The organism is Marinobacter vinifirmus, from assembly GCF_002258215.1.
Taxonomy (GTDB): Bacteria; Pseudomonadota; Gammaproteobacteria; order Pseudomonadales; family Oleiphilaceae; genus Marinobacter; species Marinobacter vinifirmus.
Window position 1 is genome coordinate 267,122 of sequence record NZ_NEFY01000005.1, and the last position, 18,091, is coordinate 285,212.

The 18,091-nt window shown below is 61.3% G+C and carries 14 protein-coding genes; 8 read left to right on the forward strand and 6 right to left on the reverse strand.

Features of this window, described 5'->3' with window-relative positions:
- Nucleotides 1–42: 42 nt before the first annotated feature.
- Genes B9Q17_RS18490 through argA form a run of 5 tightly spaced genes read left to right on the forward strand, consistent with a single transcriptional unit; the run spans nt 43 to nt 7,398 of the window.
- Nucleotides 43–2,676 carry a phosphomannomutase/phosphoglucomutase gene (locus tag B9Q17_RS18490; protein ID WP_094624964.1) on the forward strand — a complete coding sequence of 878 codons (2,634 nt, stop codon included), beginning with the start codon at nt 43–45 and terminating at the stop codon, nt 2,674–2,676.
- A 39-nt stretch (nt 2,677–2,715) separates the two neighbouring features.
- The gene (argB, locus tag B9Q17_RS09050; RefSeq protein WP_022988460.1) at nt 2,716–3,612 is read left to right on the forward strand and encodes an acetylglutamate kinase; all 897 of its coding nucleotides are present in this window, start codon (nt 2,716–2,718) and stop codon (nt 3,610–3,612) included.
- A gap of 26 nt (nt 3,613–3,638) precedes the next feature.
- A complete protein-coding gene (locus B9Q17_RS09055) occupies nt 3,639–4,883 on the forward strand; it encodes an acetylornithine deacetylase (protein WP_094624966.1) in 1,245 nt (414 codons plus the stop codon).
- Nucleotides 4,884–4,906: 23 nt separating this feature from the next.
- On the forward strand, nt 4,907–6,076 hold the full coding sequence (gene argE / locus B9Q17_RS09060) for an acetylornithine deacetylase (RefSeq protein WP_094624968.1): 1,170 nt from the start codon (nt 4,907–4,909) through the stop codon (nt 6,074–6,076).
- 14 nt (nt 6,077–6,090) lie between these two features.
- Nucleotides 6,091–7,398: an amino-acid N-acetyltransferase gene (gene argA / locus B9Q17_RS09065; protein WP_094624995.1), complete on the forward strand. Its 1,308-nt coding sequence runs from the start codon at nt 6,091–6,093 to the stop codon at nt 7,396–7,398.
- Here argA and B9Q17_RS09070 read toward each other — a convergent pair.
- Nucleotides 7,372–8,442 carry an aminopeptidase gene (locus B9Q17_RS09070; RefSeq protein ID WP_094624970.1) on the reverse strand — a complete coding sequence of 357 codons (1,071 nt, stop codon included), beginning with the start codon at nt 8,440–8,442 and terminating at the stop codon, nt 7,372–7,374. The genes argA and B9Q17_RS09070 overlap by 27 nt on opposite strands.
- Nucleotides 8,443–8,534: 92 nt before the next feature.
- On the opposite strand from B9Q17_RS09070, the gene B9Q17_RS09075 reads away from it, so the two are divergent.
- Both B9Q17_RS09075 and B9Q17_RS09080 read left to right on the forward strand, forming a co-directional pair.
- Entirely contained in the window at nt 8,535–12,287 is a 3,753-nt protein-coding gene (locus tag B9Q17_RS09075; protein WP_094624972.1) for a DUF1631 family protein, read from the forward strand.
- Between the two features lie 19 nt (nt 12,288–12,306).
- On the forward strand, nt 12,307–13,173 hold the full coding sequence (locus B9Q17_RS09080) for a phosphoribulokinase (protein WP_094624973.1): 867 nt from the start codon (nt 12,307–12,309) through the stop codon (nt 13,171–13,173).
- 3 nt (nt 13,174–13,176) lie between these two features.
- On the opposite strand, the gene B9Q17_RS09085 is transcribed toward B9Q17_RS09080, so the two are convergent.
- The 3 genes from B9Q17_RS09085 to B9Q17_RS09095 all read right to left on the reverse strand — a co-directional run bounded on the left by B9Q17_RS09085 (nt 13,177) and on the right by B9Q17_RS09095 (nt 15,485).
- The gene (locus B9Q17_RS09085; protein ID WP_094624975.1) at nt 13,177–14,034 is read right to left on the reverse strand and encodes a pirin family protein; all 858 of its coding nucleotides are present in this window, start codon (nt 14,032–14,034) and stop codon (nt 13,177–13,179) included.
- Between the two features lie 137 nt (nt 14,035–14,171).
- Entirely contained in the window at nt 14,172–14,963 is a 792-nt protein-coding gene (gene speD, locus B9Q17_RS09090) for an adenosylmethionine decarboxylase (RefSeq protein ID WP_022988452.1), read from the reverse strand.
- Nucleotides 14,964–15,062: 99 nt separating this feature from the next.
- The gene (locus tag B9Q17_RS09095) at nt 15,063–15,485 is read right to left on the reverse strand and encodes an OsmC family protein (RefSeq protein WP_022988451.1); all 423 of its coding nucleotides are present in this window, start codon (nt 15,483–15,485) and stop codon (nt 15,063–15,065) included.
- 172 nt (nt 15,486–15,657) lie between these two features.
- Between B9Q17_RS09095 and crp the strand changes: the two genes are divergently transcribed.
- The gene (gene crp, locus B9Q17_RS09100) at nt 15,658–16,299 is read left to right on the forward strand and encodes a cAMP-activated global transcriptional regulator CRP (RefSeq protein WP_022988450.1); all 642 of its coding nucleotides are present in this window, start codon (nt 15,658–15,660) and stop codon (nt 16,297–16,299) included.
- A gap of 2 nt (nt 16,300–16,301) precedes the next feature.
- Here crp and modC read toward each other — a convergent pair whose 3' ends face one another.
- Both modC and modB read right to left on the reverse strand, forming a co-directional pair.
- The gene (gene modC, locus B9Q17_RS09105) at nt 16,302–17,378 is read right to left on the reverse strand and encodes a molybdenum ABC transporter ATP-binding protein (protein ID WP_094624977.1); all 1,077 of its coding nucleotides are present in this window, start codon (nt 17,376–17,378) and stop codon (nt 16,302–16,304) included.
- Nucleotides 17,375–18,052, reverse strand: a complete 678-nt coding sequence (gene modB, locus B9Q17_RS09110; RefSeq protein ID WP_022988448.1) for a molybdate ABC transporter permease subunit — start codon at nt 18,050–18,052, stop codon at nt 17,375–17,377. The genes modC and modB overlap by 4 nt, the downstream gene beginning before the upstream one ends.
- Nucleotides 18,053–18,091: the final 39 nt, after the last annotated feature.

Consider the following 18,091-nt stretch of genomic DNA (forward strand, 5'->3'; position numbering starts at 1 on the left):
GCAAGGCAGCATCGGGACTCAAAAATAACTGCGGGATGCACTATGAAATTCGGTAAAAAGAAGAGCAAAGAGTCCGCCCAGGACCAGACGCCGGAACAGAGCCCAGTAGAGCAAAGTAGCAAGTCACAGGAGCCGGTGGCCAAAAGGGAGCGTCGCCTGGGGTCGGTTGCGTTGCAGCAAGCACTGGCAGTGTTACTGGCGGGTGTAGTCGCTGTGCTCGCCGTGTATTTCCTGTCGGTGATGCCGGCTGCGGAAAAGCGCCATGAAGCATCGCGTCAGGTGGAAGCCGACAGCGCCCAGCAGCGCCTGAACCGGTATTTTACCGCCCAGCAGGAACAGGTTCAGGCCATCGCCAACCAGCCCCATGTACTCCGGGGTCTGGCTGGAGACATTAGTGCCGAGGTGTTGGCCGGTCAGCTCCAAAATGCCTTGCCCGGTGCCAGCGCGGTGTTTGTTTTCCTCCATGGTGATATCCCGCGGGCTGGCGATAACGGCTCCTTGCTGGGGTTTGCCGGTGCTGAGCTGGCCCGGCGGGCCGAAAAAGGTTTGCCGCTTCAGCCAGACGCCTTCCCCCGGGATGGTGTCTGGTATATCCAGTTTGCTGCGCCGGTCCGGAATCCGGTGAGCAATGCGGTCGTCGGAACCGTACTGGCTGTCTTTGATGCTGACATTCTGCAACCGATGCTGACGGTCTCCAATGGCCGGCTGGGCGGTCAGCTGGCCTTGGTCCAGACCATTTCCGGCAGTTCCGGCACCGTCGCCAGCGCCGGTAACGGAAACGGGCCCTCAGAAACCCGTACATTGACCAACCCGGACTGGTCCGTGGTGTACCAGGCAGCCTCGGCGCCGGAACCGGTGGTCAGCCCCATGGCACTGGCACTGCTGATCGGTATTCCGGCCCTGCTGGCAGCGCTGCTGGTGTGGATGCTGCTGGCGGCAGCCCAGCGCAGTATCCGTGAAGATATGTCTGCGCTGATCCAGTGGGCCCATAAGGCCTTTGTCGGTGAACGGCTGCGCCTGCCGGCGTTGCATTGGGATACGGTGGCCTCAGCCGGCGAAGTGCTGCACCGGTTGTCGCTGGCGGTAGACAGCCGGGTAAACAAGGCCGGCGAGAATGGCAACGGCAAGCCCGCCCGGGCCAGTGCACTTGCCTCCGATAGCGCCGCTCCCATGTTCCAGGACGACATTCCCGATGTGGATATGATGGATGGCGATGAAGACGTCCTGGGCTTCGGCGATGCCCCGATGTTCGACGACGAACTGTTTGACGAGGACGAACCGGTTCTGGCTGAGACCTCGCAGGTGGATGTGCGGCCGGAAATTTTCCGGGCCTATGATATCCGCGGCATTGTTGGCGATAACCTGACCGAGGACGTTGTCGAGGTTATTGGCCGGGCCATCGGCTCTGAGGCGACCGACCGGGGCGTTACGTCTTTGTGTATCGGTTACGACGGCCGGCATTCCAGCCCGGGCCTGGCCGATGCGCTGGCACGGGGTGTGCTCTCCACCGGTTGTAACGTGATCGAGGTGGGCGCAGTGCCCACGCCGGTGCTGTACTTTGCCGCCCACCACCTGGAAACCGGCTCTGGTGTGATGGTGACCGGCAGCCACAATCCGGCCAACTACAACGGCCTGAAGATTATGCTGGGGGGCGAAACCCTGTCCGGCGATGCTATCCAGAAGCTGTATGACCGCATCCAGAATGCCGACTTCAGTGCCGGCCAGGGTGAGTTGTCCCGGGAAGACGTGCGCCGGGCCTACCTGGACCGGATCATCGGTGATATTGCCGTGGCCGCACCCCTCAAGGTGGTTGTGGATGCCGGCAATGGAATTGCCGGCGAGCTTGGCCCCATGTTGCTGGAAGAACTGGGTTGCGAAGTGACACCGCTGCATTGTGACGTTGACGGTGACTTCCCCAACCACCATCCGGATCCGGGCAAGCCCGAGAACCTGCAGGACCTGATCGCGAAGGTGCAGGAGACCGGCGCGGATATCGGCCTGGCCTTTGACGGCGATGGCGACCGGCTTGGCGTGGTGACCAACAGTGGCAAGATTATCTGGCCCGATCGCCTGCTGATGCTGTTCGCCCGGGATGTGGTGTCCCGCAATCCGGGTGCCGATGTGCTGTATGACGTCAAATGCAGCCGTCGCCTGGCTGGGGTGATTTCCGAAGCCGGTGGCCGGCCCATTATGTGGAAGAGCGGCCACTCCCTGATGAAAGCCAAGATGCAGGAAACCGGTGCCTTGCTGGCGGGCGAACTGAGCGGGCACATCTTCTTTGCCGAGCGCTGGTACGGCTTTGATGACGGCCTGTATACCGCCGCCCGCTTGCTGGAAATCCTGGGGATTGAAGATCGTCACAGCGATGAGGTGTTCGAGGACTTCCCGGAGGACATCAGCACCCCTGAGCTGAATGTACAGGTTACCGAGAGCGACAAGTTTGCCATTATCGAACGCCTGGAGCAGCAGGCTGATTTCGGCGACGGCAACGTCAGTACCATTGACGGCCTGCGGGTAGACTACACCGATGGCTGGGGCCTGTGCCGGGCATCCAACACCACGCCGGTGCTGGTGCTGAGGTTCGAGGCCGAAAACGAAGACGCCCTGGAGCGGATCAAGTCCGTGTTCCGGGAACAATTGCAGAAGGCGGCACCGGACCTGGTGGCCGAATTCTGATTCAAACCATTCTCTGACAGTAAGGATTAACACATCACCATGGCGCTGGATCGTGAAACAGCAATGCAGGTGGCCTCGGTACTCAGCCGGGGCCTGCCCTATATCCAACGGTTTACCGGCAAGACGGTTGTGATCAAATACGGCGGCAACGCCATGGAAAACGAAGACCTGAAGAGCAGCTTCGCCCGCGACGTGGTGTTGATGAAGCTGGTTGGTATCAATCCCATCGTGGTGCACGGTGGTGGCCCCCAGATCGGTGAACTGCTGGAGCGGCTGAACATCCAGTCCCGCTTTGTGAACGGCATGCGGGTGACCGACTCCGAGACCATGGACGTGGTAGAGATGGTGCTCGGCGGCCAGGTCAACAAGGAAATCGTTTCCCTGATCAACGCCCAGGGCGGCACCGCCGTGGGGCTGACCGGAAAAGACGCCAACCTGATCCGTGCCCGCAAGCTGGAAGTGGTAGATCGTTCTCCGGAGCTGGAACGCCCGGAAATCATTGATATCGGCCATGTCGGCGAAGTGGCCAGCGTGAATGTGGATGTGATCGACATGCTCACCCGCAGCAACGTGATTCCGGTGATTGCGCCCATCGGTGTCGGCCCGGACGGTGCTTCCTACAACATCAACGCAGACCTGGTGGCCGGCAAGGTGGCCGAGGCCATGAAGGCGGAGAAGCTGATCCTGCTGACCAACGTCTCCGGCCTGAAGAGCAAGGACGACAAGGTGCTGACCGGCCTGACTGCGCAGCAGGTCAACGACCTGATCGAAGACGGCACCATCCACGGCGGCATGCTGCCGAAAATCCGTTGCGCCCTGAGTGCGGTGGAAAACGGCGTGCGTACCTCCCACATCATTGATGGCCGGGTGGCCCATGCCTGTCTGCTGGAAATCTTTACCGACGAAGGTGTCGGTACCCTGATTTCCCGTAACTGAAGCCGATAACCGGGAGTAACCGTGGCATGAAGCGCCTGCTGTCCTTTCTGATCATCCTGGCCCTGGTGGTGTTTGTCGGCTTCAAGGCCGGTGCCTGGTGGCTGGCGGATCAGCGGCTGGCGGAGGCGCGCACGGCACTCTCGGAGATCGGTGTATTGCAGCGAGGCAACATCAGCTCGGCACTGGATGGCCGGTTACTGCTGAAACAAGCGGGCTGGCAGGACTTCCGGCTGACCCAGCCACTGGAGCTGGGCCTGGTGGAGCTGGACACCGGCTCACCGGTGAGCCTGCTGACGGCACTGATGTACCCGGAGCCGCTGCCATCTGACTGGCAGCTGAAGGTAGAGCAGGCCAGCATGGTTCTGGAACCGGTGATGTTCCGCAACTGGGTAACCGCCGGCGCTGAAGCCGAGGATGCACCGGCACCGCTGGTTGTGCTGTCCTGTGCGCCGGATCCGCGCCAGCAGTTGGGCAGCGGCGACCTGACCCGCATGGGTATCGACGCCATCCGCGGTGACCTGTTGCTGATTCAGGACAGCGAAGGCCTGCACGCGGAACTGAATACGGTGGATACCGGCAGCCTGGAAGTGCACTGGCCCGGTGCTCGCTTACAACTGCTGGATTCGGAGCTGACCCTGGCCGGTGCACAGGATAATGCCAGCGTTACCTTGCGGGATGGTGGCCTGATGCGCCGTTTGTCAGCCTACTGTGGCCGGGAAACAGGGCTCACGGTGAACGAATGGGCAGGCAAGGCGGCAACTGCACTGGATGCCGGGCTTCGGGCCCGGGGATACCAGGCCAGTGACCAACTCGTTGCACTGTATCGTCAGTGGCTGACTGAAGGCGGCGAGCTGGTATTCCCGGTTGCGGCCACCACCGGTACACCGGATATCCCGGTTCGCACCGAAGACAACCCGGAGGCCACCTGGCCGGTGACCTACAATGGCGCCACGGTTCCGGATGTCTACCTGACCACCATTGAAGTGGTTGAGCCGCCTCTGCCGGCTGAAGCCATGGAGCCGGTGGCTGTCCAGGAAGAGCCGGGCAAGCAGGGGTGGTATGAAGAAGATTCCGAAAACGCTGCGGGCTGGATCGGCCGGCAGGTTCGTATAACTCTGTCGAACGGTAACCAGGTGGAAGGCCGGCTCGACATTGTCCGGGAAAGGGAAATGGACATCACCCGTTCGGTGGGCGGCGGCGAAGTATCCTATCCGATACTGATTCGCGCCATCAGCCAATTCGAAGTCTGGCGGCGCGGCCGGGCAGACTGACGCCAACAAGCCGGGAGGCGAGGATGGTGCACACAGACAGTAAAGCCAGCGTGCCGGGCATCCGGGAGATGCTGGCCCGATTGATTTCCCAGCCATCGATCAGCAGTGCGTCGCCGGACTGGGACCACAGCAACGAGGCGGTGGTTCGCACCCTGGCGGAATGGCTGGAAGCGCTGGGCTTTGCCATCGAGATCCTGGATGTGCCGGGCATGCCCGGAAAATATAACCTGGTGGCTACCCTGGGCAGCGGCCCCGGCGGCCTGGTGCTGTCCGGCCACACAGATACCGTGCCCTTTGACGACAAACGCTGGCACAGCGATCCCTTCACCCTGACCGAAAAAGACGATCGCTGGTATGGCCTGGGTACCTGCGATATGAAAGGGTTTTTCCCGCTCGCCATCGAGGCGGCGAAAGCCTTTATCGACCAGCCCCTGAAGCAGCCCCTGATTATCCTTGCCACCGCTGACGAAGAAAGCTCCATGAACGGGGCCCGGGCGTTGGCCGAGGCGGGCAAGCCCAGGGCCCGCTATGCCGTGATTGGCGAGCCCACCAGCCTGCGCCCGGTGCGTATGCACAAAGGCATCATGATGGAGCGGTTGACCTTCGAGGGGCAGTCCGGCCATTCCTCGAACCCGGATTTAGGCCGCAATGCCCTGGAGGGTATGCACGAGGCCATGACCGAACTGCTGGCCCTGCGCGGCCAGTGGCAGGAGAAGTACCGAAACCCGGCTTTCAAGGTGCAGGTGCCCACCCTTAACCTTGGCTGTATCCACGGTGGCGACAACCCGAACCGTATCTGTGCCCGCTGCGAGCTGCACTTTGACCTGCGGCCATTACCGGGCATGGACATGGATAACCTGCGCCAGGCTATCCTGAACCGCATCCAGCCGCTGGCGGAGCGGCGCCAGCTGGCCCTCAGTTTCGAGCCGTTGTTCGATGGTGTGCCACCGTTCGAGACGCCGGCCGATGCGGCACTGGTGCAGGCCTGCGAAAAGCTCACCGGGCACACCGCCCATGCTGTCGCCTTCGCCACCGAAGCGCCCTGGCTGCAGAAGCTGGGCCTGGAAACCCTGGTGATGGGCCCCGGCTCCATTGACCAGGCGCACCAACCAGACGAGTACCTGGAACTGTCGCAATTACAGCCCACGGTGGATATTCTTCGGGGCTTGATCAGGCAGTTCTGTATCGGATGAACAGGGAGACCGGTTTGAAATCAAACGAATGGCTGCACGGGTTCCGGCATTCATCGCCGTACATCAACGCCCATCGCGGGCGCACGGTGGTGCTGACCATGCCCGGCGATGCCATAGAACACCGCAATTTTATTAATATCATCCACGACATCGCCCTGCTCAGCAGCCTGGGTGTGCGACTGGTGGTGGCCTTTGGTGGTCGCCCGCAGATCCAGTCGCGGCTGGATGATGCCGGCCTGGAATCCACCTTCTCCCGCGGGCTTCGGGTCACTCCCGACGACCACCTGCCGCTGGTGATGGAAGCCATTGGCGGCTTGCGCGCCTACGTTGAAAGCCAGTTGTCCATGGGGCTGGTGAACTCGCCCATGCACAACGCCCGGATCCGTGTCAGCAGCGGCAATTATCTGACTGCCAAGCCGGTCGGGGTGCTGGATGGTATTGATTACGGCTACACCGGCCGGGTGCGCCGGGTCGACAGCCGGGGTATCGAGCAGTTGCTGGAACTGGGCCACATAGTGTTGCTGCCACCCATGGGCTATTCACCCACCGGCGACGCCTTCAACCTGTCCTACGAGGATGTTGGCAGCCAGGTGGCGGCCGCGCTGCAGGCGGAAAAGCTGATTGTCTTTATTGATGATGAAGGCCTGCTGGATGAGGACGGCTCGCTGATCCGTGAGTTGTCTGCGCGCCAGGCTTCCGAGCGGCTGAACGACAATACCGTGACCGGCCACGATGCCGCGCTGCTGAAAGCTGCCTGTGATGCCTGTGTTAAAGGGGTGCGCCGGGCCCACATTATCAGCTACGCCGAAGACGGCGCCTTGCTGGAAGAACTGTTCACCCGGGACGGCTCCGGCACCCTGGTGAGCGGTGACAACTACGAGCAGATTCGCCAGGCCCGGGTGGAAGACATCGGCGGGATACTAGAGCTGATCCAGCCACTGGAAGAGCAGGGCGTACTGGTGCGCCGCTCCCGGGAAATGCTGGAAACCGAAATCGACCGGTTTGTGGTGGCAGAACGGGACGGCACCATTGTGGGTTGCGCCGCTTTGTATAACTACCCGGATGAAGGCGCAGGCGAGCTTTCATGCTTCGCCGTTGACCCGTCCTATCGACGGGCAGGCCGGGGTGACGACATCCTGGCCATGGTGGAAAAATTGGCCCGCAGCCAGGGCATCCGCAAACTGTTTGTGCTCACCACCCAGACCGAACACTGGTTCCGGGAGCGGGGCTTCGAGCCGACGGCTGTGCAGAACCTGCCGGGGCCCAAGCTGGCGGCCTACAACACCCAGCGCAACTCAAAGGTGTTCGTCAAACCGATGTGACAACTCCGCCAGCCGGGCCCTGCGTTTCGGTTCCGGCTGGCCGGACAGCTGTTCCACCTGCCGGTAGAATGCCGCGAAGTTGTAGTCCAGCTCCCGTAACAGTTGCCGGAATGCCGGCACATGCTGGTTGTACTGTCGGAACAACGTCAGGTTGGCGTTGTTCAGCTGCACCGGCGGCGCCCCGAAAGGGCCGGGCTCCGGGTAGTCATCGGCCAGCCGGGCGTAGGCTTGCGCCAGTTGCTCCAGGTGTCCTGCCTTGTGTTCACGCAGTTGTTCCGGTGTCAGCCTGTCCTGCCGGTTGTACAGCTGCTCCAGCTCTGCCGTAGTGGCCTCAACCAGGGCCAGGGTTTGGTTTCGGTGTTCCTGCCGCAGCAAGGCCAGGTCAAAATCTTCCGCACTGTTCTGCTGCTCCAGCCACAGGCGCAGCCCTTCCAGTTCCACGGCGGTCGCAAAGCTCTCGTTGAAGGCGGTATCTTCGGCCATGTAGACCACCTGGTGGGCCAGTTCGTGGAACATCAGCGCTACCATTCGGTCATCCGACAGGCGAGTAAAGCCGGTGTGCAGCGGGTCATCAAACCAGCCCAGTGTTGAGTAGGCCGTCACCCCGCCAATAAAGGTGTCGTAGCCCTGCTGGCGGAACCGGGCCTCTTCCTTGCGTGCCTGTTCGAGTTTGAAGTAGCCTCGGTAAGCCTGGCAGCCGAGCACCGGATAGCACCAGCGGTGGGGTTCCAGGGAGAACTCGGGCACCGCCACCAGGTTGACCACCACCCAGGGCCTGTCCAGTTCCACGAACCCGGTAAACGCATCGCCCACGGGCAGGTCGAGCCGGTTGCGGGCGAAGCGGCGGGCAGCTTCGGCAAGCTCGAGTTTCTGCCGCAATTCCGGTGGTGTATCCGGCTGCTTTTGCAGGCGCTCTACCGGCTCGCCCCGCATCATCAGCGACAGGTGGCCGCCGATGGCCTGGCTGTAGTAGTCGAAAGTCGAACACCCGGATACACCAGCCAGAAGTAGTAAAAGAAGATTGATCTGAATAAGCTGTTTCATGACATGGAATGTTATGATGAAACACTCGCACGGTCACTGAGCAAATGCATTGCCAGCCATCGCCGTCGAACCGGTAACCGGCCAGGATGTCCATGGAACCCAAAGAACGTCGCAGCAGTACCCGACAGCCCATCAAACTCGCAGCCCAGCTTGATATCGGGACCGGTAATCCGTTGCCGTGCCAGATTGCCGATTTCTGTGCCGAGGGCATGTACATTCGTTATTCTGCCGAAACCTCCGGCAAGATCGAACGGGCGTTCTCGGGTGATGCGCCGCAAGAGCTGGTGGTGCGTTTTCGCGGGTTGGAAGGTAACCGCCGTTACGAGCTGCATGTGACACCCACCCGCCGTACGGAAGGGGCCATGGGCGTCAGTTTTACCCGGTCGGACCCCGAGGCGGTCAACGCCATGCTCAAGCTGTGCGGCGCCAGCCGGGAACAGGATCGCTCCTCCCTCAAGGCGCCTTCTGACCGGGTCCAGTTTGTCCTGCACCAGGCCGCCCGGGCAATTACCCACTACATCGAACCCCTGATGGATGCCTGCATCGTTCAGATGGGTGAGGGACTGCAGGCTGCTGCCAAGAAGGCTTCCCATGACCGGCAGGCCAACGAATACCTGGAAGCGGCCGGGCAGATCCACAGCCGCCAGCGGGTCATCTGGCACCAGATGGCGGCCAGCCTGCAGTCACCCCTGAAGCCTGAACCCAAGGGCGCGCCCGGCGCGGCGCTGTCGGTAGTCGACAAGAACGAATTCGAGGAATGGCTGGCGGTACGGGTGATGGTGACCCGGGCCGACACCCGCTATCGCGGTGACTTGCTGCAGCTGAAGCTGCGCCTGGATCACCTGCAGGTGGCCAACCGCACCGGCCACCATAATCCGCTGGGGCCGGCCCTGGTCAGCGAGGCGTTCCATAACGCCCTGGGGCAGCTCAACCTGTCCCGGGATGTGGAAAAAATTTGCCTGAAGGTTTTCGAGCTGACGGTGCTGAAGGAACTCGGGCCCATGTACCGGGAACTGAACAACATACTGATTCGCCATGGTGTGTTGCCGGATCTCGACCTGTCCCGCTACCTCAGTGAACAGCCCGATCCCCGGCCAACCAAGACGCCGCCGGAGCCGAAGCCGGCCGAGGAGCCGAAACCGGCTGTGGACGATCAGCAAAATACTGCGGACCAGAACAGCGACCCCGCTAACCGGCCAACCGGTGACTTCCGTGGTTATTCCCAGTCGGCCCGGACGGCGTTCGCCACGGTTCGCAACCTGTTGAGTACCCTCCAGGCCAGCCGGGCGGCCGCCGGGGAGCCGGCAACCGGGATGTTCCCCGCCGATGCCCGGCCGCTGTCGCCGGGTGAGCTGTACCGTGATCTGCAGGAACTGCAGCTACAGGTTGTCGGTGACGAAGACGATACCGCATCCCTGAAAGAGCGGGTGCTGGGCAAGGTCCGTGAAAATGGCGAAGACGCCGGCCTGAACGAGGAACAGCAGGAAACCCTCGATGTGGTTGACCGCTTTTTCCAGAGTGTGTTGTCCAGCCCGAAACTCAGTGAACACGCCCAGGCCATCATGCGCCGGCTGGAAGTGCCGGTACTGAAGGTGGTGATGCGTGATCCTGCGTTTTTCGAGGACCACGGCAGCCCGGTTCGGGAAGTGATGAACCGGCTGGCCCAGCTGGGTATCCGGGGCGGCCGGATCAACCCGGTGGTGCAGCGCCGGGTTGATGAGCTGGTGCACCGTATTGCCACCGAGTTCGAGCAGGACCCGGCGATGTTCGAGCAAACGCTTGCCGAGCTGGACGGGCTGATCGAACGCCAGAACCAGATTTATCGCCGCAATGTTGAACGGGTGACGGCGGCGGCAGAGGGTGCCCAGAAAGTATCCGAGTCCCGGGCGGCGGTCACTGAAGCGGTCAACCGCAAGATTGCCGGCTGCCGGGTGCCCAGGGCATTGATGACCCTGCTGGAAGGCGGCTGGCGTGACCTGCTGTCGCTGACCTGGATTCGCCAGGGCCCGGATAGCCAGGCGTGGGCTGATTACCTGGAGGTGATCGACTCCCTGCAGGCTTTCGGTGAAGACCCGCAGATGGAGATCAACCTGCCGGAACTGCTGCGGCTGATCCAGGATGGCCTGGCGTCTATTTCCGGTAACCATATGCCCTCGTCCCGGATTCGGGAAGAACTCAAACGGTTCCTGGTGCGGTCGCCGGAGCAGCCGCCTGAAATGGTGGATGTGCCCGAGGCCGAGCCGGAGCAGGATGCGTCAGCACAGGGCCAGGACGGCCTGAGCGAACTGGAGCGGCGCAACCTCCAGCGCTGGATTACCCGCGCCCAGCAGTTGCAGGGCGGGCAATGGCTGAAGGACCTGAGCCAGCCGGAACAGCCCCAGCATATCAGGCTGGTGTGGGTTGCCCGGGGCTTCGGCCGCTTTGTCTTTGTGAACCATCAGGGCATGAGAGTGGTGGAGCTGGGCCTGGAAGACCTGGCTCGCCAGATGCGCCGTGGCGTGATTGTGCCGGATGCCGAGTACGATCGGCCGCTGGTGGATGAAAGTATCGACCGCATGGTCAAGGATGTGTACGACCAGTTGTCCTGGGCATCCAGCCATGACCAGTTGACCGGCCTGCTGAACCGCCGGGAATTCGAGCGTATGCTCGACCAGCAACTGGCGGGACGGGAAGAAAACCTGGCCTTGCTGTACCTGGATCTTCGGGGTTTCCGGCTATTGAACGACACGGCCGGCTACCAGGCCGGTGATGAAGTGCTGAAACGCCTGGCGGATATCCTGTGCCGGCAGGCGGAGGGTGGCCGGCCGGTGGCGTGCCTGGCGGGTAACGAATTTGCCATGCTGGTGCCGGCGGACAAGGGCAACAGCATTGCCAAGGCGCTGATCAGCGCCATCGAAACCGATGTGTTCGAATTCGGCGGCAACCAGTATGCGTTGTCGGCGAACGTGGGGCTGGTGCCGGACCTGCCGGTGCTGGTCAATGGCGAGCGCTGGTTGCGGGCCTCCGAGCAGGCGCTGACCGCCGCCCGCAAGAAAGGCGAGGGCACCATTGCCGAGTATGCGCCGGACAAGGCCGACCAGGACCGCCAGGAACAGATTGCTGCCCGGCTGGCGAACCTGCGGGACCCGGGCGACGAGCGCATGTTGCTGCGCTGCCAGAAGATTATCCCGCTGCATGGCAAAGCCAGGATGCCGTCCCAGTACGAAGTGCTGATCAGCATGTACGACGACAGCGGGCAGCTGATTACTGGCCGGGACTTCATCCGCATGGCCGAGCGCTATGACCGGATGCAGGTGGTGGACCGCTGGGTGGTGGGCCACATGCTGGACTGGTTGCGGGAAGAGGCGCCGGACCCCGGCGCGGTGGGTGGTATCTGTATCAACCTGTCCGGTCACTCCCTGAATGACCAGTCGCTGCTGGAATTTATCTACGAAAAGCTCAGCAAGCAGGATGCGCCCATTGAACGGCTCTGGTTCGAACTGACAGAAGCTTCGGCCATCAATGACCTGCAGGCGGTGGCCGACTTCATGGCGGAAATGAAGGAGCTGGGTTGCCGGTTCTGCCTGGGTGACTTCGGTAGTGGCCCCAGCTCGTTCCAGTTCATGCGTTCGCTGCCGGTGGATCTGATCAAGATCGACAGCGCCTTCACCAGCCAGCTGGTGGCCAGCGAGACTGACCAGACCATGGTGAAGTCCATGGTCGACATGGCCCACTACATGGAGCGGGAGGTGATTGCCTCGCAGGTGGAGTCCCGGGACGTGCTGGACCTGTTGCGACAGCTGGGTGTGGACTATGCTCAGGGCTTTGTGATCGAGAAGCCGCGGCTGCTCGACAGCCTGACCTGATCCGGGAGCTTTGCCGTTTATGTCCAAACGCCATCCTGTTATAGCCGTTACCGGGTCCTCCGGAGCGGGCACCAGTACAACCGGCCAGATCTTCAGCCGGTTGTTTGCCAGTGAAGACATCAGCGCGGCCATGGTCAGCGGCGACAGCTTTCACCGATATACCCGCGAGCAGATGGCCCGGCTGGCCGCCAAGGGGCAGTTCGGCGAGCGCAACCACTTTGCCCTGGCGGCCAACCACATCGACCGCCTGGAAGCCTTGCTGTACGACTACAGCCATACCGGCAACGGCCGTTATCGCCACTATGTCCACGATGAAGACCGGGAGCTGATTGCTGCCGGTTTCAAGCCCGGAACCTTCACCCCCTGGCAGTCATTGCCGGCGGATACCGATTTACTGTTCTACGAAGGTTTGCATGGCGGGGTGGTCAGCGAAAACTACAACATTGCCCAGTATGTGGATCTGTTGATCGGCGTGGTGCCCATCGTCAACCTGGAATGGATCCAGAAGATTCACCGGGATACCAACCGGCGGGGTTACAGCCCGGATGCGGTGGTCAAAACCATCATCAACCGTATGGACGACTATGTGCACGACATCGTGCCGCAGTTTTCCCATACCCACATCAACTTCCAGCGCATCCCGCTGGTGGATACCTCCAACCCGTTTATTGCCCGGGATGTGCCTACCGAAGATGAGAGCATGGTGGTGATCCACTTCCGGGAAGCCACCGATGTCGACTTTGCCTGGCTGCTGCAGGTGATTCCCCACAGCACTTTGTCCCGCCACGACACCCTGGTGATTCCCGGTACCAAGATGCCCCTGGCCATGGACCTGATCGTCCGGCCCATGGTGCAGAAGCTGATGGCCGGCAAGGCCTTCGCCTGAAGCTCAAGCGGTCAGATGGCCGCTCTGGTAATCCCTCAGGGTCTGTTCGATTTCTTCCCGCGTATTCATCACAAACGGGCCGTATTGCACGATCGGCTCGCCGATCGGTTTGCCGGCTATCAGTAGCAAACGGGCCGGCTGTGTGCCGCCCTCCAGCATCAGCTCGTCACCGTCATCCAGTACACTGGCTGCCGATGGCTGCAGCCGGGTGCGCTCGTCCCCCGTGATCAGTTCGGCATCGCCTTCGTACAGGTACAGCATGGCGTTGTGGCTGGCCGGTACCGGCAATGACAGCTGGCTGCCGGGCTCCAGGTGAATGTCAGCGTAGATAGCATCGGTACTGCCGCCAGTGACCGCACCGGATACCTGGCCACCACTGAGGGTCATCTCGCCGGCAATCAGCTTGACGGTGGCGCCGCCCTGACTGAAGGCCGGAATGTCTTCGGGCTGGATATCCCGGTAGCCGGCCGGTTTCATTTTTTCCGCCGCCGGCAGGTTCAGCCACAGCTGGAAACCGCGCATCAGGCCGGATTCCTGCTGTGGCATTTCCGAGTGCACAATGCCCCGGCCGGCGGTCATCCACTGCACGCCGCCGTTGCGCAGGTTGCCCCGGTTACCCAGGTGGTCTTCGTGCAACATGTGGCCTTCGATCATGTAGGTGACCGTCTCGAAACCCCGGTGTGGGTGGGCAGGAAAGCCGGCAATGTAATCCTGGGGCTGGTCAGAGCCGAACTCGTCGAGCATCAGGAAGGGATCCATGCGGATGCTCTGGCGCTGGCCCAGGGAGCGTTTGATTTTTACCCCGGCACCATCGGAGGTCTCCAGTGCGGGGATAATCTGTTTCAGGGCGCGATGCGTCATGGTGTCGTCCTCTCGGTTAGCAATGGTTCCATTAAACCGGGGCGACGGGCAGGATGAAAACGCAGAATTCTGGCGGGAGGGATCAAAAAAACTGAAGGAGCGGCCGGCGGCCCGTCCGGGCCACCGGCAGGGCCGGATTACTCCACGTTTCGGGAGTAGAAAATCTCCAGCATTTCGCGGCGCAGGCGGTCTTCGATGGACTGGGCTTCGGCCGGGTCCAGTTCGCTGGCATTCACGCCAAATACATAGTTATCCAGGTTGAAGTCCTTCAGCATCATCTTGGTGTGGAACAGGTTTTCCTGGTACACGTTCACGTCGATCATCTGATAGGCGTTCTGGGTGTCTTCGGTCAGGTAGTTCTGGATCGAGTTGATGTCGTGGTCGATGTAGTGCTTGGTGCCGTCTACATCTCGGGTGAAACCCCGCACCCGGTAGTCCACGGTCACGACATCGGAATCGAAGCTGTGGATCAGGTAGTTCAGTACCTTCAGCGGTGAAATCAGGCCGCAGGTGGATACGTCGATATCCGCCCGGAAGGTGCTTACGCCGTCGTGGGGATGGCTTTCCGGGTAGGTGTGAACGGTTACGTGGCTCTTGTCCAGGTGCGCAACAATGGTGTCTGGCAGCGGGCCCGGCGATTCCTCGTTATTGGCTTCACTGTCGGTCACTTCGTGCTCGGCAATCAGCATGGTGACAGACGCGCCATGGGGCTCGTAGTCCTGGCGGGCAATGTTGAGGATATTGGCGCCGATGATCTTGACCACGTCTGAAAGGATCTGGGTCAGGCGCTCGGCGTTGTACATCTCGTCGATGTAATCAATATAGGCTTCACGCTGTTCTTCGGTCTGCGCGTAACAGATATCGTAGATATTGAAGCTCAGGGACTTGGTCAGGTTGTTGAAACCGTGTAGCTGGAGTTTGGTTTCCATAATAGTTGATCACCTTTTGCGCAGACCTTTAAGAAAGTTGCGTATTATGCATACCGTATGTGTCATTGGATAGTCGTTGCAATGACTTTTTCCAGCCGGTTATTCCGCCTCGTGGATCTCGTAACTGTGGCTGATTTCCACGCCTGCCTTACCCAGCATAATCGATGCCGAACAGTACTTTTCTGCCGACAGGCTAACTGCCCGTTCTACCTGCTTTTCTTTCAGGTTGTGGCCGGTTACCACAAAGTGCAGGTGAATCCTGGTGAACACGGAAGGCACGGCATCGGCCCGCTCGGCCTCGAGCTCGGCGTGGCAGGCGGTGACGTCCTGGCGGCTCTTTTTCAGGATGCTCATGACATCAAACGACGAACAGCCGCCCACGCCCATCAGCAGCATTTCCATGGGGCGGGGGCCCAGGTCCTGGCCGCCGTGGTCGGGTGGTCCGTCCAGTTGTACGGTGTGGCCAGTGCCACTGGTAGCTTTGAAGCTGGCATTGCCGGTCCAGTCAACGGTAGCTTTCATCGGTGTCTCCATCGGCTATTCGGGTATGGCCGGGAATGCTAGCACAGTTGCCCGCAACCGGCCTTCTTGTTATAAGTTGCCGGGCACATCAGTAAAAACCCTAACCTGCAGGGAAAAGCGGGGATATAAAAAGATAAGCACTGCCAGACTCTGAGGAGGCACGTCTCGCATTATGGCTACTATCGTCAAGCCGGTTGAGCAGAAGACCAAACATCTCGATTATTTTCTTTCCCAATGCCATCGCCGGCGCTATCCCGCCAAAAGCACCATCATTTATGCAGGCGACAAAAGTGACTCCCTGTTCTACATCGTCAAAGGTTCGGTGACCGTTATCATTGAAGACGACGATGGCCGGGAGATGATCATGGCCTACCTGAACGCCGGGGACTTTTTCGGCGAAATGGGTCTGTTCGATAACATGGATTCCCGCAGTGCCTGGGTCAAGGCCAAGACCGAGTGTGAAGTGGCGGAAATCAGCTACACCAAGTTCCGGGAAATCGCCCAGCAGGATCCGCGGGTGCTGTATTTCATCGGTGAGCAGATGGCAACGCGCCTGCGCCAGACCACTCGTAAAGTGGGTGACCTGGCCTTCCTGGACGTAACTGGTCGGGTGGCCCGTACCCTGCTGGACCTGTGCAAGGAGCCGGATGCCATGACCCACCCGGACGGCATGCAGATCAAGATCACCCGCCAGGAAATCGGCCGCATTGTCGGCTGTTCCCGGGAAATGGTGGGCCGGGTACTGAAAACCCTGGAAGATCAGGGCCTGGTGCGGGTGAAAGGCAAGACCATGGTGGTGTTCGGCACCCGCTAAGGTCAGTCCATCAGGGCGACGGATTTAATCTGCATCCAAACCTGCTGGCCCTGCTCCAGTTGCAGCTGGTGCAGGGAGCGGGTGGTCAGGCGGGCCAGGAAAGCGGTCGGCCCGGCTCCCAGGCGTACCAGGCTGGTGCCGGGGGTCACCTCGGTATCAATCTGGTCGATACATGCCGGCAACAGGTTCTGGGTACTCTGGTCCGGATGTTCCTGCAGGGCAAGGCTGATATCCCGGGCCAGTATCTGTACCCGCACGGTCATTCCCTCACTCAGGTGATCATGGTGGCGCAGCCAGAGTTCGCCGCCATCGAACGCCAGCCGGCACAGGTGCCAGCGGGTATCCACCTCGATAATCTTGCCTTCCAGAATAACCCCTGCATTTTCTTCCAGCCGGAACGGGTGATCGGTGCGGGCCAGGGTTTCCTGCAGCGGGCCCTGGGCAACCACCCGGCCCTGATCCATCATCACGATATGATCTGCCAGCCGGGCCACCTCGGCGGTGGAGTGGGATACGTAGAGCACCGGCAGCTCCAGGCTGTCCCGCAGCCGTTCCAGGTACGGCAGGATGTCCTGTTTGCTCTGCTGGTCCAGGGCCGTCAGGGGCTCGTCCATCAGCAGCAGTCGGGGGCTGGTGAGCAGGGCCCGGCCGATGGCCACCCGCTGGCGCTCCCCGCCGGATAACCCGGCCGGCATCCGCTCCAGCAGGGGCGACAGGCCGAGCCACTGGTGCACCTGTTCAGGTTCAATTTTCCGGTGGGCTTTGGGCACCCGCCGGTATCCGTACAGCAGGTTTTTACGCACCGACAGGTGGGGAAACAGGTTGGTTTCCTGGAACACATAGGCCAGGGGCCGGTGGTGCACGGGCCGGCTGAGTTTTCCGGCCTGCCAGGGTTCGCCCAGCACGCTCAGGTGACCCTCGGCAGGCTGCAGGCCGGCGATGCAGCGCAGCAGGGTGGTCTTGCCGCACCCGGAGTGGCCGAAGATCGCGGTTATCCCGGAGCCGGGCAGGGTCAGGTCTACATCCAGTGTGAAGTCCCCCAGCTGGCACCGGAGGCAGGCGTTGACGGTACCGGTCATTTCACCACTCCCGGCTGGTAGCGGCCATTCAGGGCGTACAGGCTGACCAGCACCACAAAGGAAAACGCCACCATGCCGGCGGACAGCCAGTGGGCCTGGGTGTACTCAAGGGCTTCCACATGGTCGAAGATGGCGACCGACAGTACTTTGGTTTCTCCCGGAATGTTGCCGCCAATCATCAGCACCACCCCGAATTCACCCACAGTGTGGGCAAAGGTCAGCACCGCGGCGGTCAGAAAGCCCGGTCGCGCCAGCGGAATCACAACCGAGAAAAAGCGATCCCGGGGTGAAGCCCGCAAGGTGGCGGCGGTCTCCAGCAGGCTCTGGTTGATGGTCAGGAAAGCAGTTTGCAGGGGCTGGACGGTAAAGGGCAGGGAATAGATAACCGACGCCAGCACCAAGCCTTCGAAGGTAAAAGGCAGGAGGCCCAGCCCGAGGTTCTCCATCAGGCGACCCAGGGCACCATCCGGGCCCATAACGATCAGCAGGTAAAAACCCAGCACCGTGGGTGGCAGCACCAGTGGCAGTGCAACCACGGCCGAAACCGGCTGGCGCAGCCAGTGCCCGGTGCGGGCCAGCCACCAGGCGATGGGCGTGCCAATCACCAGCAGCAGTGCGGTGGTGATGCCTGCCAGTTTCAGGGTCAGCCAGACGGCCTGCCATTCCGGGCTCATGAAGTCTCCGCCAGTTCAGTGGTTGGGCTGTTCAGGAAT